Origin of the sequence: Mangrovimonas aestuarii, assembly GCF_028767185.1 — a bacterium.
In the GTDB taxonomy this organism is placed as follows: Bacteria; Bacteroidota; Bacteroidia; order Flavobacteriales; family Flavobacteriaceae; genus Mangrovimonas_B; species Mangrovimonas_B aestuarii.
In genome coordinates this window covers 117,033-138,286 of the sequence record NZ_JARACK010000008.1, presented here as the reverse complement: position 1 = coordinate 138,286, position 21,254 = coordinate 117,033, and the positions used below count along the sequence as shown (strand labels likewise).

The window sequence follows — 21,254 nt, the reverse complement described above, 5'->3', positions numbered from 1 at the left end:
CTTAAAACTATTATAAAATTTGTACTTTAACTCTATAATCCCCAATGCAATACTATGTTAAAATACAACTTATTTAACGCATCAATTAAACCCCAGTAATAATATGCTTCATAGCAACGCAAACGGTTTTTTGGTTATCTCATTAGATTTCGAACTCCATTGGGGAGTCTTCGATGCGATGTCTTTTGAGTCATACAAAGAAAATCTTTTGAAGGTTTGGGATATTATTCCTGAACTTATTGAGATGAGCGATCGTTATAATGTGAAGTTAAGTTTTGCCCCTGTTGGTTTTTTATTGGCTAAGAACAAATCAGAACTTTTGGGAGTTTGTCCTACGGAAAAACCAACTTATATAAATGGAAAATTTAATCCATACCGTTTATTTGACAGCTTAGGAGAATCTGAAAAAGATGATCCATTCCATTACGCCCTTCCATTAATAAATACTATTAAAAAACATCCCAATCATGAAATACTTACTCATACTTTCTCACACTATTACTGTAACGAAGTTGGACAAAACCCCAAGCAATTTGAAGCTGATTTAATAGCTGGAATAGAAATTTCGAAACAAAATGGAATAGCCATAAAAAGTATCATTTTTCCTAGAAATCAAATAAATAAAAAGTATTTGGAGATATGTAAAAAACATGGTATTATTTGCTATCGAGGGCCTGAAAAGCATTGGATGCACCAAACCCAATCAACCGAAGATCTCGAGAAAAGTTCAAAAAAACTTTTACGACTGATAGATTCATATTTTAATCTTAGTGGTAATAACACTTACCCTCTTGATTCTCTTCAAAACGGTAGTTGCATTATGAATATCCCTTCCAGTAGATTTTTAAGACCTTTTAGTTCACAATTAAAGTTGTTTAATAGCCTTAAATTAAATCGAATTACAAAAGCAATGACCTACGCTGCTAAAAAAAACGAATTATATCATTTATGGTTTCATCCACACAACTTTGGCTGTCATACAAAAGAGAATTTTGATAGCTTAAAAACCATTTTTGAGCACTACAAGATGTTGAACGAAAAATATGGTTTTCAAAGTGAAACCATGGGAGGGTTATCGAAAAAGATGTTAAATACTAATCACTTTCTATAACAAAGCTGTTATTGCTACCACAAATCACAAATCCTTTGTTGGTTTTAAAGGCTTTCACCCCTTCTATTGGTTCTGGTTTCAAGTATAGTTCATGAAAAACAATAGGCTTTAAATAACTATATTTTTCATCATTTAAGTTGATTTCATGAATTTTATCAATGTTACTATTGATTTTAGCCTGTCTTACTTTATATTTTTTTTTATTTGACGTTAAGTTAGAAATATCCTTCAAATAATATTTTAGCTTTACATAAACATGATTTACATTTCTATCTCTTAAAAATTGTTTGAAAGTAAACAGTTTAGCTATAAACCATGCTAGAACTTTAGACTTTACTTTTTCATTATTATATAGGATATGAACTTCAAAATTATATTCTTGGTTAGACCAGCGTTTCTTATAATCATAAGTTCCCTTGGAAAAATCCATTATATCGACATTGTTATCAAAACACCATTGAATGAGATTCATGATCATAAAATTCCCTATGTTGAAACTTGAATAATCCGAATTGAATGTCGTAATAGAATAAAAAGCTATATCTTGAGATAAGAAATTTAACACAAACCCCATAGCATCATTTTCGTTATAAACAGCCATTAAAACAGCGCGTTTATCCAAAATCATTTTATAAGCCAAATCCTCGTAATACTCCCACGACGAAAGCACATCATTGTCAAGACCTAATTCGCCAAACCGCTTAGATATCAAAGTTTTAAAATCATACATGAGTTTTTCATACTCTGTCTTATCGATTTCACCGTAATAAAACTTGAAGTCTACCTTAAAGCAATTGTCAAGTCGTTTTTGATGCTTTCTTAAATTATAACGGCTTTTTGATTTGAATTGATTTTTGAAAAATTCCTCAAATGATTCGTATTCTTTCAAAGATGCTAAATAGCCCTTATACTGTCTAACCCTATAGCAACCTAAATTTCTTTGTTCACTTTCACAATTATTAATACCGTAGTAGCTAGGTACGTCATAAATTAAAAATGCTCTACTATTATTCTTAATATCCTCTAATGCGTCTATGGAATACGACATGCCATTGGTTATGTTTTTTCCTATGTTAGTGTAAAGGGGAAAAATACTGCTTTTGTAAAACCATATACTCGGGAAAAAAGGAAATGAAAATACAGGCTTATTTTTAATATGGTGTTTTTTCCATGTTTCTGTGAAAGTTTCTGATAGAAAAGGGTTGTTGATCATGAATTGCGGTAAATTAAAAGTTAATTAAAACAGCAATTATCTTTTACTTAAATTTATGACATTTGCACAGCAAATAACTAAGAATAAATTTATGGATTTATTTGTAGTAAACATGCACTATTCGATTAATGCGATTAAATTTAGGTGAAATCAACTAAGGTGGCTCAATTTTATAACCTGTTAAAAATTTCGCAGTTAAATTAACTCGAGTTATTTTGAAAGAAAAGTAACAGAACTATTCCTTTTTCATTTATAAAAAGCAAAACATTTCTTAAGTAACCAAAAACTAAACAGCTTGAATCAATAGCTCTGCATTAGCTGGATTAGTATTCACCTTCTGCCACACGAGCTGCAATTTGTTCATCACTCTCCTCCCAAAGGCCTAGAAAGCAATTTTGTTACCTAAAAGCCAGCTAATTCAGCTTTTACACCAATAATGCCAGTACTCACCAATGAGATTTTCTTTTGTCGCAAAACATCCCTTTTGTTCATTTAGAAATTGAACCATCTCTCCTTTGCCTTCTTTCCTTCATGAGCTACAATTGCAATCTCTTTAGTTTATACCAATTTACTTGTGTGGTATTTTACAAGCCCTTCAATAGGTCGTCTTACAATATTCCCAACATAAAACCCATACTCCTTTGAAACCTCAAGAATTTCATCTTTGGAAAAATAAGCTATCGACCCTGCAAAATGAACGGGAACGGTTTTAATTTCCTCTTTAAACTGCATAATCATATTTTTTGCAAACAGGCTCACACCATCTCTAATTAAGTTTTTAATGTAAACGGAGTCTTTGTTTAAGAACATAAACTCAGCAAAAGATGCCAAATATGCGTTAGGATTAGGTTGCTTATATAAATTGTACTTAATGTAATCACTTTCTAAATTATAGCGGTCATCAAAGGCAACACGAATATCTTCGGGCATATGACCAAAGTAAAAATCCCTAATCAACTGTTTGCCAAAATAATTCCCACTGGCATCATCCATTAGTGTATACCCAAGAGACTTAACTCGCTGATGGAGTTTTTCGCCATCATAGTAACTGCAGTTAGATCCTGTTCCCATGATACAAACCACAGCAGCTTCGTTATTGTTTATGGTTGAGTAAACAGCAGCTAGGGTATCTTCGTTGACCTCTACTTCAGCGTTATCAAAAAAAGTTTCAAGTACATGTTTTAAAAGGAGCCTTGGTTGCTCTGTACCACAGCCAGCTCCATAGAAAAATACATGGGTAACCTGATTTTTATTTTCTGAAAGAATTTTATTCTTTTTAATGGTTTTACGCAATTTCTTTTCAGAAAGAATTGCTGGATTCATTCCTTTTGTTCTAACCTTTTCGAATAATTGTTTACCATTACTATCTACCGCTATCCAGTCGCATTTTGTAGAACCACTATCAACTATTAAAATCATATAATCTATATAAAAGGATGCTGCAAAACAGCTGTGCAAATTACATTTAACTGTATAATATACAAACTACAGGTTATGAATATAGCATGCCAAATCTACAAGTTTATTGGAATATCCAAACTCATTGTCATACCATGCTACCAGCTTAAAGAATTTTGGGTTCAATTCAATACCTGCTTCAGCATCAAAAATACAAGTACGGGCATCTCCCAAAAAATCGGTTGATACAACTAAATCCTCTGTATACCCTAAAATTCCTTTAAGAGCACCTTCCGATTCCATCTTAAAAGCATCTTTTATTTCTTGCATAGAGGTTGCTGTATCGAGCCCAACAGTTAAGTCTACAACAGAAACATTGGCTGTAGGCACCCTAAAAGCCATTCCAGTAAGTTTTCCCTCCAACTTTGGAATTACCTTTCCAACTGCCTTTGCTGCCCCTGTAGAGGCTGGAATAATATTGATTAGTGCACTACGTCCTCCCCTGTAATCCTTTCTGGAAGGTCCATCTACTGTAAGCTGTGTAGCTGTAGTTGCATGGACAGTAGTCATCAAAGCTTCTTCTATTCCAAAATGATCGTCCAGTACTTTAGCCAATGGAGCCAAGCAATTTGTTGTACACGATGCATTTGAAACAATTACATCACTTGATTTTATCTCTTTATGATTTACACCCATTACGAACATGGGAGCATCTTTACTTGGAGCAGAAATCACCACTTTTTTAGCACCTGCTTCTATATGGTAATTAGCTGTTTCCGTAGTAGTAAATATTCCAGTACATTCGGCTACAACTTCTACATCTGCTTCATCCCATTTTAACTGTTTCGGATCACGCTCTGCACTTACTCTTATTATTTTTCCATTTACTATTAGTTGCCCATCTTTTACCTCTACGGTTCCATTAAAATGACCGTGGACAGAATCGTATTTGAGTAAGTAAGCTAAGTGATCTACATCTAAAAGATCATTAATAGCAACTACTTCAACATCGGGTCTTTCTACAGTAGCCCGAAACACAATTCTTCCTATACGGCCAAAGCCGTTAATTCCTAATTTTAAAACTGACATATTATTTGGTTAAGTTATGTGGTCATTATATCGGACACACGTAATAATTCCATATTTATTTCTGATTTGCCTTTAACGGCCTGATCAAGAGGAGTAAGATTCATTTTGTTGTTTACAATGCCAACCATACAATTGGATTTGCCCTCCAAGAGTGACTCCACAGCCTTTACCCCCATTCTACAGGCTAAAACCCGATCAAAACAGGTTGGCGATCCACCACGCTGCATATGGCCGAGAACAGATACACGTACTTCATACTCTTCCAAATTCTCCTCAACATAATCTTTTAGCTCGAAGACATTCTTACCTATTTTATCACCTTCGGCAACAACAACAATACTTGAAGATTTACCTGATTGCTTACTTCGTCGTAAAGAATCCAAGAGCCTATCAAGACCTAAGTTCTCCTCAGGAATCAAAATTTCCTCTGCTCCTGCACCCAAGCCTCCATTTAGAGCAATATGCCCAGCATCGCGCCCCATTACTTCCACAAAAAACAGTCGCTTATGGGAACTGGCGGTATCTCTTATTTTATCTATTGCCCAGATTACGGTATTGATTGCAGTGTCGTAACCTAAAGTGAAGTTCGTACCATAAATATCGTTGTCTATTGTACCAGGAATACCTATAACGGGAAAATTAAACTCTTGGCTGAAAATAAGCCCTCCTGTAAAACTACCATCTCCTCCAATGATTACCAAAGCGTCAATACCTACACTCTTAAGTTGGAGATATGCTTTTTGCCTCCCTTCCTTCTCTCTAAATTCCTTTGACCGAGCCGACTTTAACATTGTCCCTCCTGTATTGACTATATTATTAACACTTCGTGCATCAAGTATTCTAAAGTCACCTTCTATCATACCTTCGTACCCTCGATATATTCCAATACATTCTATATTATGGTACGCACAAGTACGGACTACAGAACGTATAGCCGCATTCATACCAGGGGAGTCTCCTCCAGAAGTAAGGACTCCTATTTTTTTAATTTCTTTTGCCATTATTTATGGTTTGTTTAGTAAAGCTAAGAAACTAAACCCATAAACAAAATGGCATTTATCATATTTTAACAGAAGAATTCGTACTAAAACGTTTTCGTTAATAAAAATGTTAATTTTTTGTAATTAACAACAATAAATAAAGGTGTATATCATTTTAATCTGAAGATGATTTTACTGGTGAGTCTGATTCCAAATCAATAAAATCTGGTAAAGGATTTGATATACTATCTTGAATCTTTTCGTTTTGGTCTATCTCATTACTTTTAGACATTTTTACCTTTCCCTTAAACAACTTATTCACTAACTCGTTAAATGTATCAAAATCCACACTGTAGCTAATCCCTAATCCTTGTGTATAACCAATTTCCTCTCCGAAGTTTTGAATGCTATTTTCTCGGTTAAACATCTTTAATCTAAGCGTACCATCCTCATTGACCAAAAACTGGATTTCAATATCTCCAGCAATAACAGTTTCGCTTACACCGCCTATTGGTACACCTACATTTCCATTAATCAATATTCTATCATTAATTTGGGTTTGAAGAGTTAATCCCAATTCATCTCCTGTTTGATATTCAGGTGTATTTTGACCAACCTTATAATTTAACCCAATATTCACCTTGTTGTCTCCATCTGTTAGTAAACTATTCGCTCCTCCAGACAGCAAGTTGTTTACAATACCACTAAGTCTCTCGGTCATATTACCATACGGAGTTATATTATTTATTCCACTCGAAAAACCTCCGGTAGATAATAAGAATAGAGCTTGGTTACTTCTTTCCTCAGCAGACTCCAATCTATATTGAAGTTCAGAGTTAACAGTTGAGTTTACTGTTGGGAAAGAGAATTGGAAGTCAAGCTCTGGTTTTTCCAAACGATCTGTAAGGTGTATTTCTACATTTACAGGAATACTTTTATTAATTGGGTTATCCAATAAAGGTGACGGATTGGCCTGTGTTTTGTATATGGCATTGATATTTATCTGAGCACTGAAAGGGTTACCATCCCAAGCCAAAGTCCCTCCCGGCTCAACGATAAATTGTTTTTGAATAATCCCTCCAAAAAGAAAGTTGTACACTCCTTCAAATACCGAAAAGTCACCATAAATATTGAACTTACCGTTGGTATTTATTTCAATAAGCAGTCCTCCAACACCACGCCCTCTAATGGTACTTCCAGAATTTTTATCCATTATGAGCTCAATCTCTGCATTTTGATTAACATCTAATTCAAAATCCAACTCCAATCCTCCAATATCTGTATAGCCAACTTCTTTACCCTCTGCTTTTGCTTTTTTCTCTTCTGGACTTAAAAAGTGTACAAAGGTATTATCTCCAATCGATTCGGTATCATTTAAAGGAATTTTAAAAACTGTACCTTCTTTGGTTTCTGCTTCAACACTTATAACCAACTGATCTGTTGGCCCTACAATAGTAGCTTCTCCCCCCATAAAACCAGTGCCATAATAAAGTGAATCTTCTGTTTCTTCTGTATTAAGCACCAATAGTCTAGGTGTTGTAATACCTAAATTCAATTCCCATTCAGAAAAATTATTATGGGTTATACTACCTTCTAGCAAACCTTTTGTATTGTGAACCGTATCTGTTATGCCTATTTGTTTAAATTGGAAGCTTTGCCCAACAAGCCTAACCATGGCTCCTTTACTCAAACCATAATCCACATTAAGATAGTTAATAGTTAATCCAGCATTTTCAAGTTGTAAAGCACCATCATATGATGGATGATCTAGCGCCCCAGTGACTTTTACATTACCGGTTGCCAAGCCTCTGATGTTAGTCATTACATCCTTCCCTAAAGGACTTAATGGCGACAAGTTAAATTTGCTAAGTGCTAAATTAAGATCTATTACTGGTTTTGTTTGTCCTATATTAATTCCTCCAACAGCCTTAAAGGACTGAGAAAAATCATCTTTTATTGAGGCTTCAATAGTGTATTCGGTAAGATTTTCGTTTCCTTCAATATTTGCATTAAAGTCCCCTAAAATAAAATCATTAACTTCAAAACTATCTATTGTAATGGTGGAACTGGGTAAATAGATGCCCTTTTTTTGAAGCACATTTAACTTACCATTAATTCTCCCCCCTAGTTTTATGCTATCTAATTCTGGAGTTACATGATCAAGATTAACATTTTTAAAATTTAATGTCAAGTCTTTAGATGTTGAGTCAAGCAAAACTCCTGAGAGTCTCATTTCTTCATTGTCATGGGTCATTACAATATCCTCAATCTCAAACTCACTAAGAGACTTACTAAAAGTCAACCTATTAAACATATCGTCATCCCTGTTGATATACCAGGTGTTTTCCTTGAAGGTGATATCGGAAGGTTTTATTCCTACAACCGATTGATTTTCTTGGTTTATTGTGTGATAGAAGTTTAAGTTAAAGGCATCTCTATTCCCTTTACCTCCACGAAACTCAGTCCTCATATAAAGGGTATCCTTGAGTGTTACATTAACTAAGTTGAATTTGGAAGCCTTATAGTATTTAGTGTTAATACTATCTATTTCTACCATTGAGTTGAACAATGGATTCTTGTTATCCATCTGTACATTAATCTTACTTACAAAATATTCAAAAAAACGAATTTCTGGAGAATTAAAGGTTAGCTGAAATCCCTTTTCATCACTTTCAACCCTACCTTTTATATATGTGTTTTTTCCTAATTCTATGTTTGGATAAAATACTTCAATAATTTTATTGTAAATTTTAAAGTTGAAATCCGCAAACTGATTACGTTCAACCTCTATAGGTGTATAGTTTCTATAATAACTTCCTAAGGCATTCTGAAACAACTTACCCAAATCCTTAAACTTGAATTTTCCTGTCATATCTCCTTCTATTATATCTGGAGAGTTTACTGAAACATATCGTAACGAATCCTGAAAAGTTGAAGTTATTGCAAAATCTTGAAAGTAGTAATCGTCGTGCTCGTTTTGGTAATGAGTATCCTTGAAAGCCAAACTACCCTCTGCGTCTTCGGGTGAACTTCCAGACATTTTCATATCCACACGCCCTTTAAATAGAGCTAAGCTGTCATTCTTAACAAAATTTAAAGCTTTTAAATCAGAATGGGTAACATTAGCAACAAAATCAAAAGCGTAAAGGCCATCTGAAAAATCAGCAAGGCCATCAAAATCCAATTTAAGATTTTCATCATTACAGAAAAGCTTACCCTCATAAACATTATTCCTTAAAATACCTGCAACATCAATATCTCTGTAAGTGTAATTATTGAATTGCAATAAAAACACATCACCATGAATTTTAGTATTTATATTTTCAGCCTTAAACCCCTTTCCCTTTACATCAAGATCGAAAGAAGTGTCTCCAAACTTAGGGTTATCAAGCAACACACCTAAACCAAAGCTATCAAAAACCAAATTTCCTTGATAACTAGCGTTATCAATGTCATTTATTTTAGTCATCACTAAATCAGACTTAACAAAGCCTATTTCTGTTTCAATTTCTATGTCTGCATCAATTGAAGTAGGTGTAATATTGGTTACACCATTAATTGTGAAATCTCCAAATTTCTCAAAAGTAGAGGGAATGGATTTTCCCAATAAATTGGGCATAATTTCCCTTAAATCATTGTAGTTTGATGTTAAGTTATCGAACCTCCCTTGCATGGAAAAATTTTCCTTTGCATTATCGAATAAATTTTTAAATTCTACATCGCCATAAATCTTGGAGCGCCTGCTTGTATCTAATCGTAGATTTTTTACCTCTAAATTATTGAGTGTTCCGTAAAATTCGCCAGTAAACTTTGCTCTTTGTTTTTCTCCAAACTCACTGTAAAACCTATTTACTTCGTCAAGTGCAACATCAGCTTCTGTAAACTTAGCCTTCAATTGTACCTTGTCTGTAAAATATCTTAGGTTTTCCCTATCATAGATGAATTGTAAGCTTCCCTTCAATCTAGAATTACCTGTTTTAATATTTAGATTATCAAAGGTCATCCCAGATATGGTATAAGAAAAATTAGTAGTCAGATTCTCCATCTGTAATCCTTGTCTTCCCTCAAAACTAAGAGTATTAACTCTCATATCTACATTACTACCATTTATTAAGAAGTTAGTAGCATTAATATTTAACTTTTTAAAGTTTAGGATATTGGGCTTTTCCTTATTTTCATCGGTCATCAAAAACCTACCATTGTAGATACTTACATCACTGGAAGACATTAAAAAGTTATTAGTTTCACTCCGACGCTTATCGTCATCAAAACTCGCAACAAATTTGTCTAAATTAGTTTCTGTCTCTCCTTTATAAGTTTTAATATGAAAGTATACTCCATAGAGGTCTATATCACCAAATGCCAGCTTACTATTTGCTAAATTTCTAAAATTAAGGATGGATGTGTTAAGCTCCTTTACAGAAATCAAAGTATCTTTTTTGTAATCTTCAATATATACATCCTTCAATTCCACATCACCGTTGTACTGCAATCCAACCCGTCCTACATTAATGTTGGTTTGATACTTTTTGTTGAGCTTATTTGTAAAGTAATGTCCAAGCCTTGTTTGTATGGCAGGAATGGAGAACACCAATACCAAAATGATGAAAAGCAGCAGCAGAATAGCCACTATTTTATATAGTATTTTGAAAAGTTTTTTGATACGTTTTAAAGTTATAACTTTGACATCAAAATTAACAATTATTGTGCCTAAAATCCCTATGGCTATGGAAAATATTTACATATTGGGCATTGAATCGTCATGCGACGATACAGCTGCAGCAGTGCTTCATAACGGTAAGATTTTGAGCAATGTTGTAGCTAGTCAAAAAATACACGAAGAATATGGTGGTGTCGTTCCGGAACTGGCTTCTAGAGCTCATCAGCAAAATATTGTTCCTGTTGTAAATCAAGCACTAGCACAAGCTAATATTGACAAGTCTCAACTCAATGCAGTAGCCTTTACCCGAGGCCCTGGATTAATGGGGTCTTTATTGGTTGGAGCATCTTTTGCTAAGTCTTTAGCTTATGGGCTTAACATACCCTTAATAGACGTGAACCACATGCAGGCTCATATTTTAGCTCATTATATAGACGAAGAAGGCTTTAAAAAGCCTCCTTTTCCGTTCTTAGCTATGACAATTTCCGGTGGCCACACACAAATTGTTAGAGTAAACAATTATTTCGATATGGAAGTGATAGGTGAAACCATTGACGATGCTGTTGGTGAAGCTTATGATAAAAGTGGAAAGATACTAGGATTAGGCTATCCTGCTGGACCGGAAATTGATAAAAGAGCACAATTAGGTAACCCTAAGGCCTATAAATTCACTAAACCTAAGGTGGATGGACTTAACTTTAGTTTTTCAGGGCTAAAAACTGCCATTTTATATTTCGTACAAAAGGAAAGCAAAGCTAACCCGAACTTTATTCAAGAAAACCTGAATGATATTTGCGCATCCATTCAATTCACAATTATTGGAATTTTAATGGATAAACTTAAAAGAGCGTCTAAGGAAACAGGCATTTCCCATATCGCAATTGGAGGTGGTGTGTCTGCAAACAGTGGAATAAGAGCCGCACTAAAATCTGGTGAGCAAAAATTTGAATGGACAACCTATGTTCCAAAATTTGAATTTACTACAGATAATGCGGCAATGATAGGTATTGTTGGTTATCTTAAATTTCTTGAAAAAGAGTTTAGTAGTTTCGACGTAACAGCTTCTGCTAGATTAAAAATGTAACACACTGTTCTATGCAACTTTTTTACAATCCTGATATTACTCAAAACGATTCACAAATAGCGTTTGATAAGGAAGAAAGCAAGCACATTATAAAGGTCCTGCGTAAAAATAGCGGTGATCTACTTCACATTTCTAATGGTAAAGGCTGGTTGTTCCTTGCAGAAATAACTATAGCCGATATTAAAAATTGTATTGCAACTATAATAGACAGTAAAATGTACCCTAAGAAGAACTATTCTTTACATCTTGCGGTTGCACCTACTAAAATGAACGACCGTTATGAATGGTTTCTGGAAAAGGCAACAGAAATAGGCATAGATTCTATTACACCCATAATTTGTGAGCATAGTGAACGTAAGGTGATAAAAGCAGAGCGCTTTCACAAAGTATTACTATCGGCTATGAAACAATCGCTACAATATTATTTGCCACAATTAAATGAGGCTATGACTTTTAATGAGTTTTTAAATCAAGAACATTTTGGAGGTAAATTCATTGCTCATTGTGAAGAAACCGACAAACGCTCATTAAAAGAAATGCTCTCACCCAAACAGAATATCACCATCCTCATAGGGCCTGAAGGAGATTTTAGTACTAAGGAAATAAAAAGTGCTTTGGATAACAATTGGATTCCTGTAACTTTAGGCTCAACTAGGTTACGAACTGAAACTGCTGCTATAGTAGCCTGTCATTCAGTAGCTTTTATCAACGAATAAATATTATGTTGAAAAAACTCTTTACAATAGGCTTCGCTTTGTTTTCTATTAGCTTATCTGCACAAGACATAGCTTTATTAAAATATAAAGGTGGCGGAGACTGGTATAGCAACCCCACTTCCCTGCCCAATCTTATTTCATATTGCAATTCAAATATCCAAACAAGAATAAATCCAAAACCGCAAACAGTAGAAGTAGGAAGTGCAGATTTGTTCATGTACCCAATGGCTCATATGACTGGGCATGGAAATGTTTTTTTTAGTGACGCTGAGGCAGAAAACCTTAGAAACTATCTTATTTCTGGAGGTTTCCTTCATATAGACGATAATTACGGAATGCAGCCGTACTTAACCAAAGAGTTGAAGAAAGTATTTCCCGAGCAAGAACTTGTTGAGCTACCTGCAACACACCCAATATTCAATATTGCATATCCTTTTCCTCAAGGATTGCCTAAAATCCATGAACATGACGGAAAACGCCCTCAGGCATTAGGTGTTTTTTATGAAAACAGATTAGTGCTTTTATTCACCGTTGAAAGTGACTTAGGTGATGGATGGGAAGACCCAGAAGTACATAACGACCCAAATGATATCAGGGAAAAAGCCCTTAAGATGGGAGCCAACATTGTTAAATACGCCTTCGAGAACTAAAGGTTTTAATTCAAGATTATATTGGAGCAACTGACTCATTACAACACCCAGTTTACTAAAATAACTTTTCCTATTACAGTGGTTTGCGACAATGTTACAAACGCTCCGAACGTAGGTAGTTTGTTCAGAATTTGTGATGCTTTTGGAGTAGAAAAAATAATCTTCTGTGGCGCTACTGCCCCTATGGGACGTAAAATGACCAAAACCTCCCGTTCAACAGAAAAATCAGTATTGTTTGAAAACGGCAAGGATCTAACAGAGGTTATTGCTCAGCACAAAAAACTAGACTATTATATTGCTGCTCTTGAAATTACATCTACCAGCTCCCCTATTCACACTTTCAAAATCCCAAGAAACACTCCAATACTTCTAATAATTGGTGATGAAAACTTTGGTGTTTCGGAATCTACACTTAAACAAACCAACATTTGTTTACATATTGAAATGTTTGGTCAAAATAGCAGTATGAATGTTGTTCAAGCCACTAATATCGCATTGTACGAATTCACAAAACAACTTATACTGTAGGTGTCTAATAATTCTTTTTAGATGTAGTTATTTACAGTTTTGAAAGACATCTATGTCAATTAAATTTATTTTATTTGATATACATCTCTATTAAATTACACAAATGAACTCTAAAATTATAGCAAATGGTATTCTAAGAGCAATTGCTATTTTGCTTGGTATCTCCTTGTTACTTTGGTTTATATTTAAAATTCAATCGGTAATTGTTTACTTAGTAATTGCTGCAGTAGTCTCGCTTATTGGGAGACCTGTCGTTATATTTTTAACTAGAAAGCTAAAGCTCAACCAAACGTTATCTATTATTATTACAATGATACTATTTGTGGGATTCATTGTAGGATTAATAGGCTTGTTTATCCCTTTAGTTGTTCAGCAAGGCCAAAACCTTGCTCTACTTGACATTGATAAGCTTCAATATAACATGCAGGACCTCTATGGGCAATTTGTTGAGTATTTCGGCTTGAAAAGATTTGAAATTAAAGATTCACTCAAAGAATATCATCTTCTTTCTAAATTAGATTATTCTGTTATTCCAGAGTTTTTAAACTCTTTTATTAGTGGTTTTGGTACTTTTAGTATTGGTTTGTTTTCTGTAATTTTTATTTCCTTCTTTTTCTTCAAGGATAATAAAATGTTCGAAGAAGGATTGTTGACCTTAGTGCCGGATGATAAGGAAAAACGATTTATAAAATCTTTTGCAACCATCAAAGATTTGTTGTCTCGATACTTTTTGGGGCTATTGTTTCAAATATTAATTCTCTTTATTTTATATACAGCTACTTTGTTAATTGTTGGTGTGGACAATGCCATAGTAATTGCGTTTTTATGCGCTTTACTGAACCTTATTCCATATATAGGCCCGCTTATAAGCGCTGTTTTAATAATAACATTAACGATGACAAGCCATTTAGGAGAAAGCTTTAGCGGTGTGATACTTCCAAAAACCATAGGAGTTATTATTGGTTTCTTAATAGCCCAGCTAATCGATAACTTCTTTAGTCAACCCATTATTTTCTCAAAAAGTGTGAAATCACACCCCTTGGAAATATTTTTAGTGATTATTATTGCTGGAATTTTATTCGGTATTATAGGCATGGTCGTTGCAATCCCAACTTATACAGCCTTAAAAGTAATTTTAAAGGAATTTTTTACTGAAAACAAAATTGTCAAGAAACTCACCAAAAACATCTAAACGCATCTTGGATTCTAAAATACTAAAACCTGAAGTTCAGGTATTTATTAATCAGCATTTAATAACCGATCTCAATAAACTTCTTTTAAAAGGAAGTCCATATGAAAATGTTGATATAAGGGCTATTGTTGAACAAATTGATGCCAAGAAAAGGTGCGAAAAGAAACTACCTACTTGGTTTAAAACACCAAATATTTATTACCCAAATAAACTCAATGTTGAACAGACTTCCTCCGAAGAAACTGCTAAATACAAAGTAAATCTAATTGTTGGCAAGTCTTTAATTGATCTAACTGGTGGTTTTGGTATTGACGATTACTACTTTTCCAAAAGGTTTGATAGCGTCACACATTGTGAGCTGAATGATTCCTTATCCAAAATTGTTTCACACAACTACCAACAACTACATGTAGATAACATAAAAACGGTTTCTGGTGATGGATTGTACTACTTAAAAAATACGAGGGGGAAATTTGATTGGATCTACATCGACCCTTCCCGTCGCCACGATAGCAAGGGAAAAGTGTTTTTTCTAGCAGATTGCTTGCCAAATGTTCCTGAGCATCTTGATTTTCTTTTCAAGAAGAGTGATAATATTTTACTTAAGACTTCTCCTCTTTTAGATATATCAATTGGATTAAACGAATTACAACATGTAAAAGCCATTCACGTTGTATCCCTTAACAATGAAGTTAAGGAGTTGCTTTGGATTCTCTGTAAAGACTATGACCATACAAAAATTGAAATAACCGCTGTTAACCTTAAACGAGGATTAGGGGAAACTTTTAAGTTTTATATGGAAGACGAATCTCAGGCAAAGGTTCGTTATAGTAACCCAAAAACCTATATTTATGAGCCTAATTCTTCTATTCTAAAAGCAGGGGCATTCAAATCTGTAGCAGAGCATTACAACGTTGATAAATTACATCAGCATACCCATTTATATACTTCAGATACTTTGATTGATTTCCCTGGAAGACATTTCATTGTAGAAGAAATAATTCCCTACAACAAAAAAACATTTAAAAAAAAAGGGATAAAAAAAGCCAATATTACTACACGCAACTTTCCCGATAGTGTACCACAGATCAGAAAAAAACTTGGTGTTGATGATGGTGGTGAGATTTACATTTTCTGTACTACCGATATAGATGATAATAGAATCGTGCTCATCACCAAAAAAGCTTAACTTTCACATTACAAACAATTAGCCTATCTTCGCGAAAAATTTTTGCTGTGTTAAAAGCTGTTTTATTTGATATGGATGGGGTAATTGTAGATACAGAACCCCTACACCACAAAGCTTATTATGGAATGTTCAACGAACTTAACATTGAAGTTTCTCAAGAACATTACCAATCGTTTACGGGACAATCTACCATTAACGTGTGTAAAAGCCTTTGCAACCATTTTGAATTAACAAACGAACCTCAAGAGCTTGTAAATATCAAGCGAAGCATCTTCAAGCGATTGTTTAAGAATGACCCAGAACTCCAATTAATACAAGGTGTTCACGATCTTATTAAAGATTATCACAGCAACGGACTTACGTTAGTTTTAGCCTCTTCTGCTTCTATGGGAACCATAGATAGTGTGTTCGATAGATTCGGCTTAAATAAATACTTTAAGTCTAAGATTAGCGGAGCTGATTTAAAAGCATCTAAACCACATCCAGAGATTTTTGAAAAAGCTGCAGACCTTGCAGGTTTCAATAGAAAAAACTGTTTGGTAATTGAAGATTCTACAAATGGAATTCAAGCTGCAAATGCTGCTGGAATTTTCTGTGTGGGTTTTAAAAGCCCTAACTCTAAGAATCAAAATTACAGTACTGCAGACAAAGTAATCACTAGCTTTGAAGAAATTGTGTTCAATAAAGCTAAAGACTTTTTTCAATTAAACAGTGTGTAATTAGTTCCCTTTAATCCGTTGCCATAAGTTAGCCATAAGCATTTTGGCGTTATCCTTGTTTTTAGGAATTTCGGTTACCGTTAACCCGTTTGGTGTTTTTTCCAGAAGAAAGCTAAAGGCAAAGGTTTCATGACCCGGGCGGTTATCGATTAATCCGAATCTCAAGTCATTGAGGTAAAGCTTATCATTAGTTGAGCTCACAGAATACCATCCTTGAGTTATTGCCTTTAAACGATTAACCTTGTCTTCATCAACTAAACCCTTTAAAAGAAACTCTTGTTTGGGAATAAACTCAAACGCAATAGGCTTGCTATCAAACAGGGAATAATCAGCTAACATAAAACCATCTTTAACATTTACATTAGCTGACCACATAATTGTATTAAAAGGACTAGGACGTGTTTCTATTTCTTGATACACAATTCCTTGAGAATCTAAAGCTCTTTTAAATTCTAGGTAGGTTATACCTTTTAATGCTATTGTTATGAGCATATAAACACTACTCAAACCAATACCTAACCAATTCCAACTAATCCTCTTCCTACTTCCTCTTTTTTGGAACATGGCAATAACCAAACAAACCAAAAAAGGGAGAGTATACAGCGGATCGATTACAAAGATATTTTTGAAAGCCAAACGTAAATCTAATGGCCAAAATAGTTGGGTGCCCCATGTGGTATGAGCATCCAATATTGGATGGGTTACCAAAGCAGCAAAGAACAGCCAGCTCCACGCTTTCCAATTTACAGAACGCTCCCAACGAGACACCAACCAACCCAAAAGCGGACTCATTAAAACACAGAATAAAATAGAATGAGTCACCCCTCGATGGAATTCCAAAGCACTTACCGTATCAACAAAATGAGACGATAGGACATCTAAATCTGGTATAGTACCTCCTATTGCTCCATAAAGCATTGCCTTATTTCCTACTTTTTTACCAAGAACAGCTTCTCCAACGGCTGCTCCCAATACAATTTGAGTTAATGAATCCAATCTGCTAAAAGTTCTTTGTAATAACTCTGCAAATGTAAACGATAGCTTTTTGGAGTGCTAAGATTTATCCTTGCAATATCTCCTGTTTTACATTATATGATTTTACAGCCGTTTGTAAAAAAGTTAATACCTTTAAAAATCAACCACTTAACTCACACGAAATGAAACCTATAATCTTCATTTGGACTCTATCCATAATTATACTGAATATTGGCTGTAAGGACACAAATAAAAATGAACCAACACTAGCGGCCAATCCTGCTGAGACCAACCCTTTTACAAACACTAAGATAATTGACCTTTCCCATTCGTACTCCAACGAAACGATCTATTGGGTGACTGCAAAAGAGTTCGAAACGGAAAAGGTTGCTTACGGCGTAACAGACAAAGGTTTTTTCTATGCGGCAAACAATTTTACAACAGCCGAACATGGGGGAACTCATATTGATGCTCCAATACATTTTGCTGAACACGGACAAACAGTAGACGAAATTCCTCTGGAACACCTCATTGGTTCAGCGGTAAAAGTAGATGTTTCGAAAAAAGCCTCTGATAATACTGATTATTTAATTTCGGTTGAAGATTTATTGGATTGGGAAAAACAAGAAGGACAAACCATACCTGATGGTTCTATTGTCCTTTTATACACCGGTTTTGAAAAATACTATCCCAATAAATTAAAATATATGGGAACCGATAAACGAGGCTCAGAAGCTGTTGCTGAACTGCACTTTCCCGGCCTTGCTCCAGAGGCTGCTAAATGGCTTGTTTCCGAGAGAAATATCCATGCGGTGGGGTTAGATACACCAAGCATCGATTACGGTCAATCAACCGAGTTTAAAAGCCATGTCAACCTAATGACCAAAAATGTACCTGCTTTTGAAAATTTAACAAATTTAGACCAACTGCCTTCAAAAGGTTTTCAAGTAGTAGCCCTACCCATGAAAATAAAAGGCGGTAGTGGTAGCCCTTTGCGAATTATAGCAATTGTCAACCAATGAACTTTAACTAAAGACAAAAAGAGAGCTTAACTTGCTCTCTTTTTGTATTATTACAATTCAATACTTTCTCCTATTTCGAGAAGCATTAAATCTTTGTCCTTTTCAAAGAACTTTCGTTTAGCATCATCGTGCTCTATTTCAATGTATCCAAACGTATCAAAATGATACCCTAATACTTTGTCGCATCCTACAAAATCACTAGCTAACACCGCATCATCAACTCCCATTGTAAAATTATCTCCAATAGGTAAAATAGCTAAATCCAATTTAGTTTGCATTGGGATTAGTTTCATATCCATAGTCAAGGCAGTATCTCCTGCTATGTAAATATTTTTATGCTCACCTTCTAAAACAAACCCACCAGGTTGTCCGCCATAACTCCCATCAGGAAATGAAGAAGTGTGAATTGCATTTATGTATTTAAGCTTCCCAAATTCGAAATCCCAACTTCCTCCATGATTCATTGGATGACCCTCAATTCCCTTATTTTGATAGTGGCTCACAATCTCAAAATTAGACACTATAACCGCATTGGTTCTTTTGGCTATGGCCTCAGCATCCAGAATATGATCTTGATGAGCATGGGTTAAAAGGATATAATCTGCTTTTAAATCTTCAATATTAATGTGTGAAGCCTTAGGGTTTCCTGATATAAATGGATCTACAAGAATATTAACATCGTTAATCAATATTCCTAGACATGCATGGCCGTAAAAGGTAATTTTCATGAATACTATTTTTTTAGGAAATGAAAATTACAAAAAAACTCAGACAACTTAGAAGAGTATGTCTGAGTTTTTCAATCCCCAAAAAATTGAAGCTAAAACCTTAGCATTCTGAGTTGATAAGAACAATCAACACAGCAAATATATATATAAACCTTTGATATTCAGTGTCTACTAATAAAAAATCACATTAATTTAACACTTTTGAAAGTCCTCTATTACAACAAAAGTCCAACTCCTAAAAAAACGGCCAAAACCACTGTAGACAAAGCAAGTTTCTTAAGCTCTGGATCGTATAGTTTTGGATCGTTTGTTCTGTAAACTTTAAGCAAATGGGTCACTAGAGGAATAAAAGCCAGAACAAAAAGTAAATTGACTGGTTTATTATAGTGATAAACACCAAATATGATGGAAAATAAAATAGCGAAACCTACCAAGACAAAATGATACACCTTAGCTTTTTTTCCTCCCATTTTAACAACCAGAGTATTTTTATTCGACTTTCTATCGGAATCAATATCCCTCATGTTATTCAAGTTAAGCACAGCAGTACTCAATAAACCAATAACACAAGCTGGTAAGAGGGTTACACAATCCAATTGTTTTGAAAATAGAAAGTAACCACCAATTACACTCACCAATCCGAAGAACACAAAAACAAACAAATCCCCCAAACCTCTGTATCCATAAGCACTATCACCCACCGTATACTTGATAGCAGCAATTATAGCAGCACCTCCAAGAATGATAAATGCTATGATATACAACAAGTATTTGGATGAAAAAGCATAGAAAATCATTCCCAAAACCAAAATAGCAGTAATTACAATATTTAATGTAATTGCCCTTTTCATTTGTTTAGGGCTAATTTCACCGCTTTGAATAGCTCTCTCAGGGCCAATACGATCATCGTTATCCGTTCCTTTAACCCCATCACCATAATCGTTGGCAAGATTAGATAGGATTTGAAGGCTCAATGTGGTCAAAATAGCTAAAGTAAATAACAAACCATCAAATACATTTTTATAGGCCGCTAGACATCCCGCTAAAATAATTCCGGAAATAGAAAGTGGTAAAGTACGTAATCGCATGGCAGAAATCCATACAGAAGCTCTACTCATATTTTATGTTTAAGGGATCCACTTCTTATCAAAATTCGGCTTACGCTTTTCAAGGAAAGCGTTTCTTCCCTCTATAGCTTCATCCGTCATATAAGCCAAACGTGTAGCCTCACCTGCAAATACTTGCTGCCCTACCATGCCATCGTCGGTTAGGTTCATGGCAAACTTTAGCATTTTTATAGATGTTGGTGATTTGGCCAATATTTCCTGAGCCCATTCGTAAGCTGTAGCTTCCAACTCATCATGAGGAATAACGGCATTAACCATTCCCATTTCAAAAGCTTCCTGAGCTGAATAATTTCTTCCTAAAAAGAAAATTTCACGCGCTTTCTTTTGCCCTACCATCTTCGCTAAGTATGCCGATCCGTAACCACCATCAAAACTGGTCACATCGGCATCAGTTTGTTTAAAAATTGCATGCTCTTTACTAGCCAAGGTTAAATCACAAACCACATGTAAACTGTGGCCACCACCAACAGCCCAACCCGGAACTACTGCAATAACTGCTTTTGGCATAAAACGAATTAAACGCTGTACTTCAAGAATATTCAAACGATGGTACCCATCTTCTCCAACATATCCTTGGTGTCCTCTAGCCTTTTGATCGCCTCCGGAACAAAAACTCCAAACCCCATCTTTGGTTGAAGGTCCTTCGGCCGACAACAACACCACTCCAATACTTGTATCTTCGTTGGCATCGTAAAAGGCATCATAAAGTTCACTTGTTGTTTTTGGTCTAAAGGCATTGCGCACATTAGGTCTATTAAAGGCAATACGAGCAACACCATTACATTTTTTATAAGTGATGTCCTCATATTGCTTGGCTTCTACCCAATTAATCTGACTCATGTTTTAATTTTTTATCGAGCGTAAAAATACATT

At 34.8% G+C, this 21,254-nt stretch carries 18 protein-coding genes; 9 read left to right on the top strand and 9 right to left on the bottom strand.

Annotated elements, in window-relative coordinates:
* The first annotated feature begins 103 nt into the window (after positions 1-103).
* Positions 104-1,111: a polysaccharide deacetylase family protein gene (locus tag PWU04_RS11335; RefSeq protein ID WP_274476222.1), complete on the top strand. Its 1,008-nt coding sequence runs from the start codon at positions 104-106 to the stop codon at positions 1,109-1,111.
* Here PWU04_RS11335 and PWU04_RS11330 read toward each other — a convergent pair.
* The 5 genes from PWU04_RS11330 to PWU04_RS11310 form a co-directional block, all read right to left on the bottom strand.
* Positions 1,095-2,159: a GNAT family N-acetyltransferase gene (locus PWU04_RS11330; protein ID WP_274476221.1), complete on the bottom strand. Its 1,065-nt coding sequence runs from the start codon at positions 2,157-2,159 to the stop codon at positions 1,095-1,097. The genes PWU04_RS11335 and PWU04_RS11330 overlap by 17 nt on opposite strands.
* Before the next feature lie 723 nt (positions 2,160-2,882).
* Positions 2,883-3,743, bottom strand: a complete 861-nt coding sequence (locus tag PWU04_RS11325) for an N-acetylglucosamine kinase (RefSeq protein ID WP_274476220.1) — start codon at positions 3,741-3,743, stop codon at positions 2,883-2,885.
* A 66-nt stretch (positions 3,744-3,809) separates the two neighbouring features.
* Positions 3,810-4,811: a type I glyceraldehyde-3-phosphate dehydrogenase gene (gene gap / locus PWU04_RS11320; protein WP_274476219.1), complete on the bottom strand. Its 1,002-nt coding sequence runs from the start codon at positions 4,809-4,811 to the stop codon at positions 3,810-3,812.
* A 14-nt stretch (positions 4,812-4,825) separates the two neighbouring features.
* The gene (gene pfkA / locus PWU04_RS11315; protein ID WP_274476218.1) at positions 4,826-5,812 is read right to left on the bottom strand and encodes a 6-phosphofructokinase; all 987 of its coding nucleotides are present in this window, start codon (positions 5,810-5,812) and stop codon (positions 4,826-4,828) included.
* 154 nt (positions 5,813-5,966) lie between these two features.
* Positions 5,967-10,421, bottom strand: coding sequence for a translocation/assembly module TamB domain-containing protein (locus tag PWU04_RS11310; RefSeq protein WP_274476217.1), 4,455 nt, complete (start codon positions 10,419-10,421; stop codon positions 5,967-5,969).
* Positions 10,422-10,512: 91 nt separating this feature from the next.
* Between PWU04_RS11310 and tsaD the strand changes: the two genes are divergently transcribed.
* The 7 genes from tsaD (at position 10,513) to PWU04_RS11275 (ending at position 16,529) form a co-directional block, all read left to right on the top strand.
* Entirely contained in the window at positions 10,513-11,535 is a 1,023-nt protein-coding gene (gene tsaD, locus PWU04_RS11305) for a tRNA (adenosine(37)-N6)-threonylcarbamoyltransferase complex transferase subunit TsaD (protein ID WP_274476237.1), read from the top strand.
* Between the two features lie 11 nt (positions 11,536-11,546).
* Positions 11,547-12,251, top strand: coding sequence for a 16S rRNA (uracil(1498)-N(3))-methyltransferase (locus tag PWU04_RS11300; protein WP_274476216.1), 705 nt, complete (start codon positions 11,547-11,549; stop codon positions 12,249-12,251).
* A gap of 5 nt (positions 12,252-12,256) precedes the next feature.
* Complete coding sequence (locus PWU04_RS11295; RefSeq protein WP_274476215.1) at positions 12,257-12,901, top strand: DUF4159 domain-containing protein; 645 nt, start codon at positions 12,257-12,259, stop codon at positions 12,899-12,901.
* Between the two features lie 21 nt (positions 12,902-12,922).
* Positions 12,923-13,429 carry a TrmH family RNA methyltransferase gene (locus tag PWU04_RS11290; RefSeq protein WP_274476214.1) on the top strand — a complete coding sequence of 169 codons (507 nt, stop codon included), beginning with the start codon at positions 12,923-12,925 and terminating at the stop codon, positions 13,427-13,429.
* A gap of 103 nt (positions 13,430-13,532) precedes the next feature.
* Complete coding sequence (locus PWU04_RS11285; RefSeq protein WP_274476213.1) at positions 13,533-14,621, top strand: AI-2E family transporter; 1,089 nt, start codon at positions 13,533-13,535, stop codon at positions 14,619-14,621.
* Positions 14,622-14,628: 7 nt separating this feature from the next.
* Positions 14,629-15,810, top strand: coding sequence for a THUMP-like domain-containing protein (locus PWU04_RS11280; RefSeq protein WP_274476212.1), 1,182 nt, complete (start codon positions 14,629-14,631; stop codon positions 15,808-15,810).
* 47 nt (positions 15,811-15,857) lie between these two features.
* Positions 15,858-16,529, top strand: coding sequence for an HAD family hydrolase (locus tag PWU04_RS11275; protein ID WP_274476211.1), 672 nt, complete (start codon positions 15,858-15,860; stop codon positions 16,527-16,529).
* Here PWU04_RS11275 and PWU04_RS11270 read toward each other — a convergent pair whose 3' ends face one another.
* Positions 16,530-17,525 (bottom strand): metal-dependent hydrolase, encoded by a 996-nt coding sequence (locus PWU04_RS11270; RefSeq protein ID WP_274476210.1) that lies wholly within the window; start codon positions 17,523-17,525, stop codon positions 16,530-16,532.
* Positions 17,526-17,686: 161 nt separating this feature from the next.
* Here PWU04_RS11270 and PWU04_RS11265 point away from each other — a divergent pair, with 161 nt between their 5' ends.
* Positions 17,687-18,526, top strand: a complete 840-nt coding sequence (locus PWU04_RS11265; protein ID WP_274476209.1) for a cyclase family protein — start codon at positions 17,687-17,689, stop codon at positions 18,524-18,526.
* A gap of 50 nt (positions 18,527-18,576) precedes the next feature.
* Here PWU04_RS11265 and PWU04_RS11260 read toward each other — a convergent pair whose 3' ends face one another.
* The 3 genes from PWU04_RS11260 to PWU04_RS11250 all read right to left on the bottom strand — a co-directional run bounded on the left by PWU04_RS11260 (position 18,577) and on the right by PWU04_RS11250 (position 21,221).
* Positions 18,577-19,254, bottom strand: a complete 678-nt coding sequence (locus PWU04_RS11260) for a metal-dependent hydrolase (RefSeq protein ID WP_274476208.1) — start codon at positions 19,252-19,254, stop codon at positions 18,577-18,579.
* Between the two features lie 215 nt (positions 19,255-19,469).
* A complete protein-coding gene (menA, locus tag PWU04_RS11255) occupies positions 19,470-20,372 on the bottom strand; it encodes a 1,4-dihydroxy-2-naphthoate octaprenyltransferase (protein ID WP_274476207.1) in 903 nt (300 codons plus the stop codon).
* Between the two features lie 9 nt (positions 20,373-20,381).
* The gene (locus PWU04_RS11250) at positions 20,382-21,221 is read right to left on the bottom strand and encodes a 1,4-dihydroxy-2-naphthoyl-CoA synthase (protein ID WP_274476206.1); all 840 of its coding nucleotides are present in this window, start codon (positions 21,219-21,221) and stop codon (positions 20,382-20,384) included.
* Positions 21,222-21,254 lie beyond the last annotated feature (33 nt).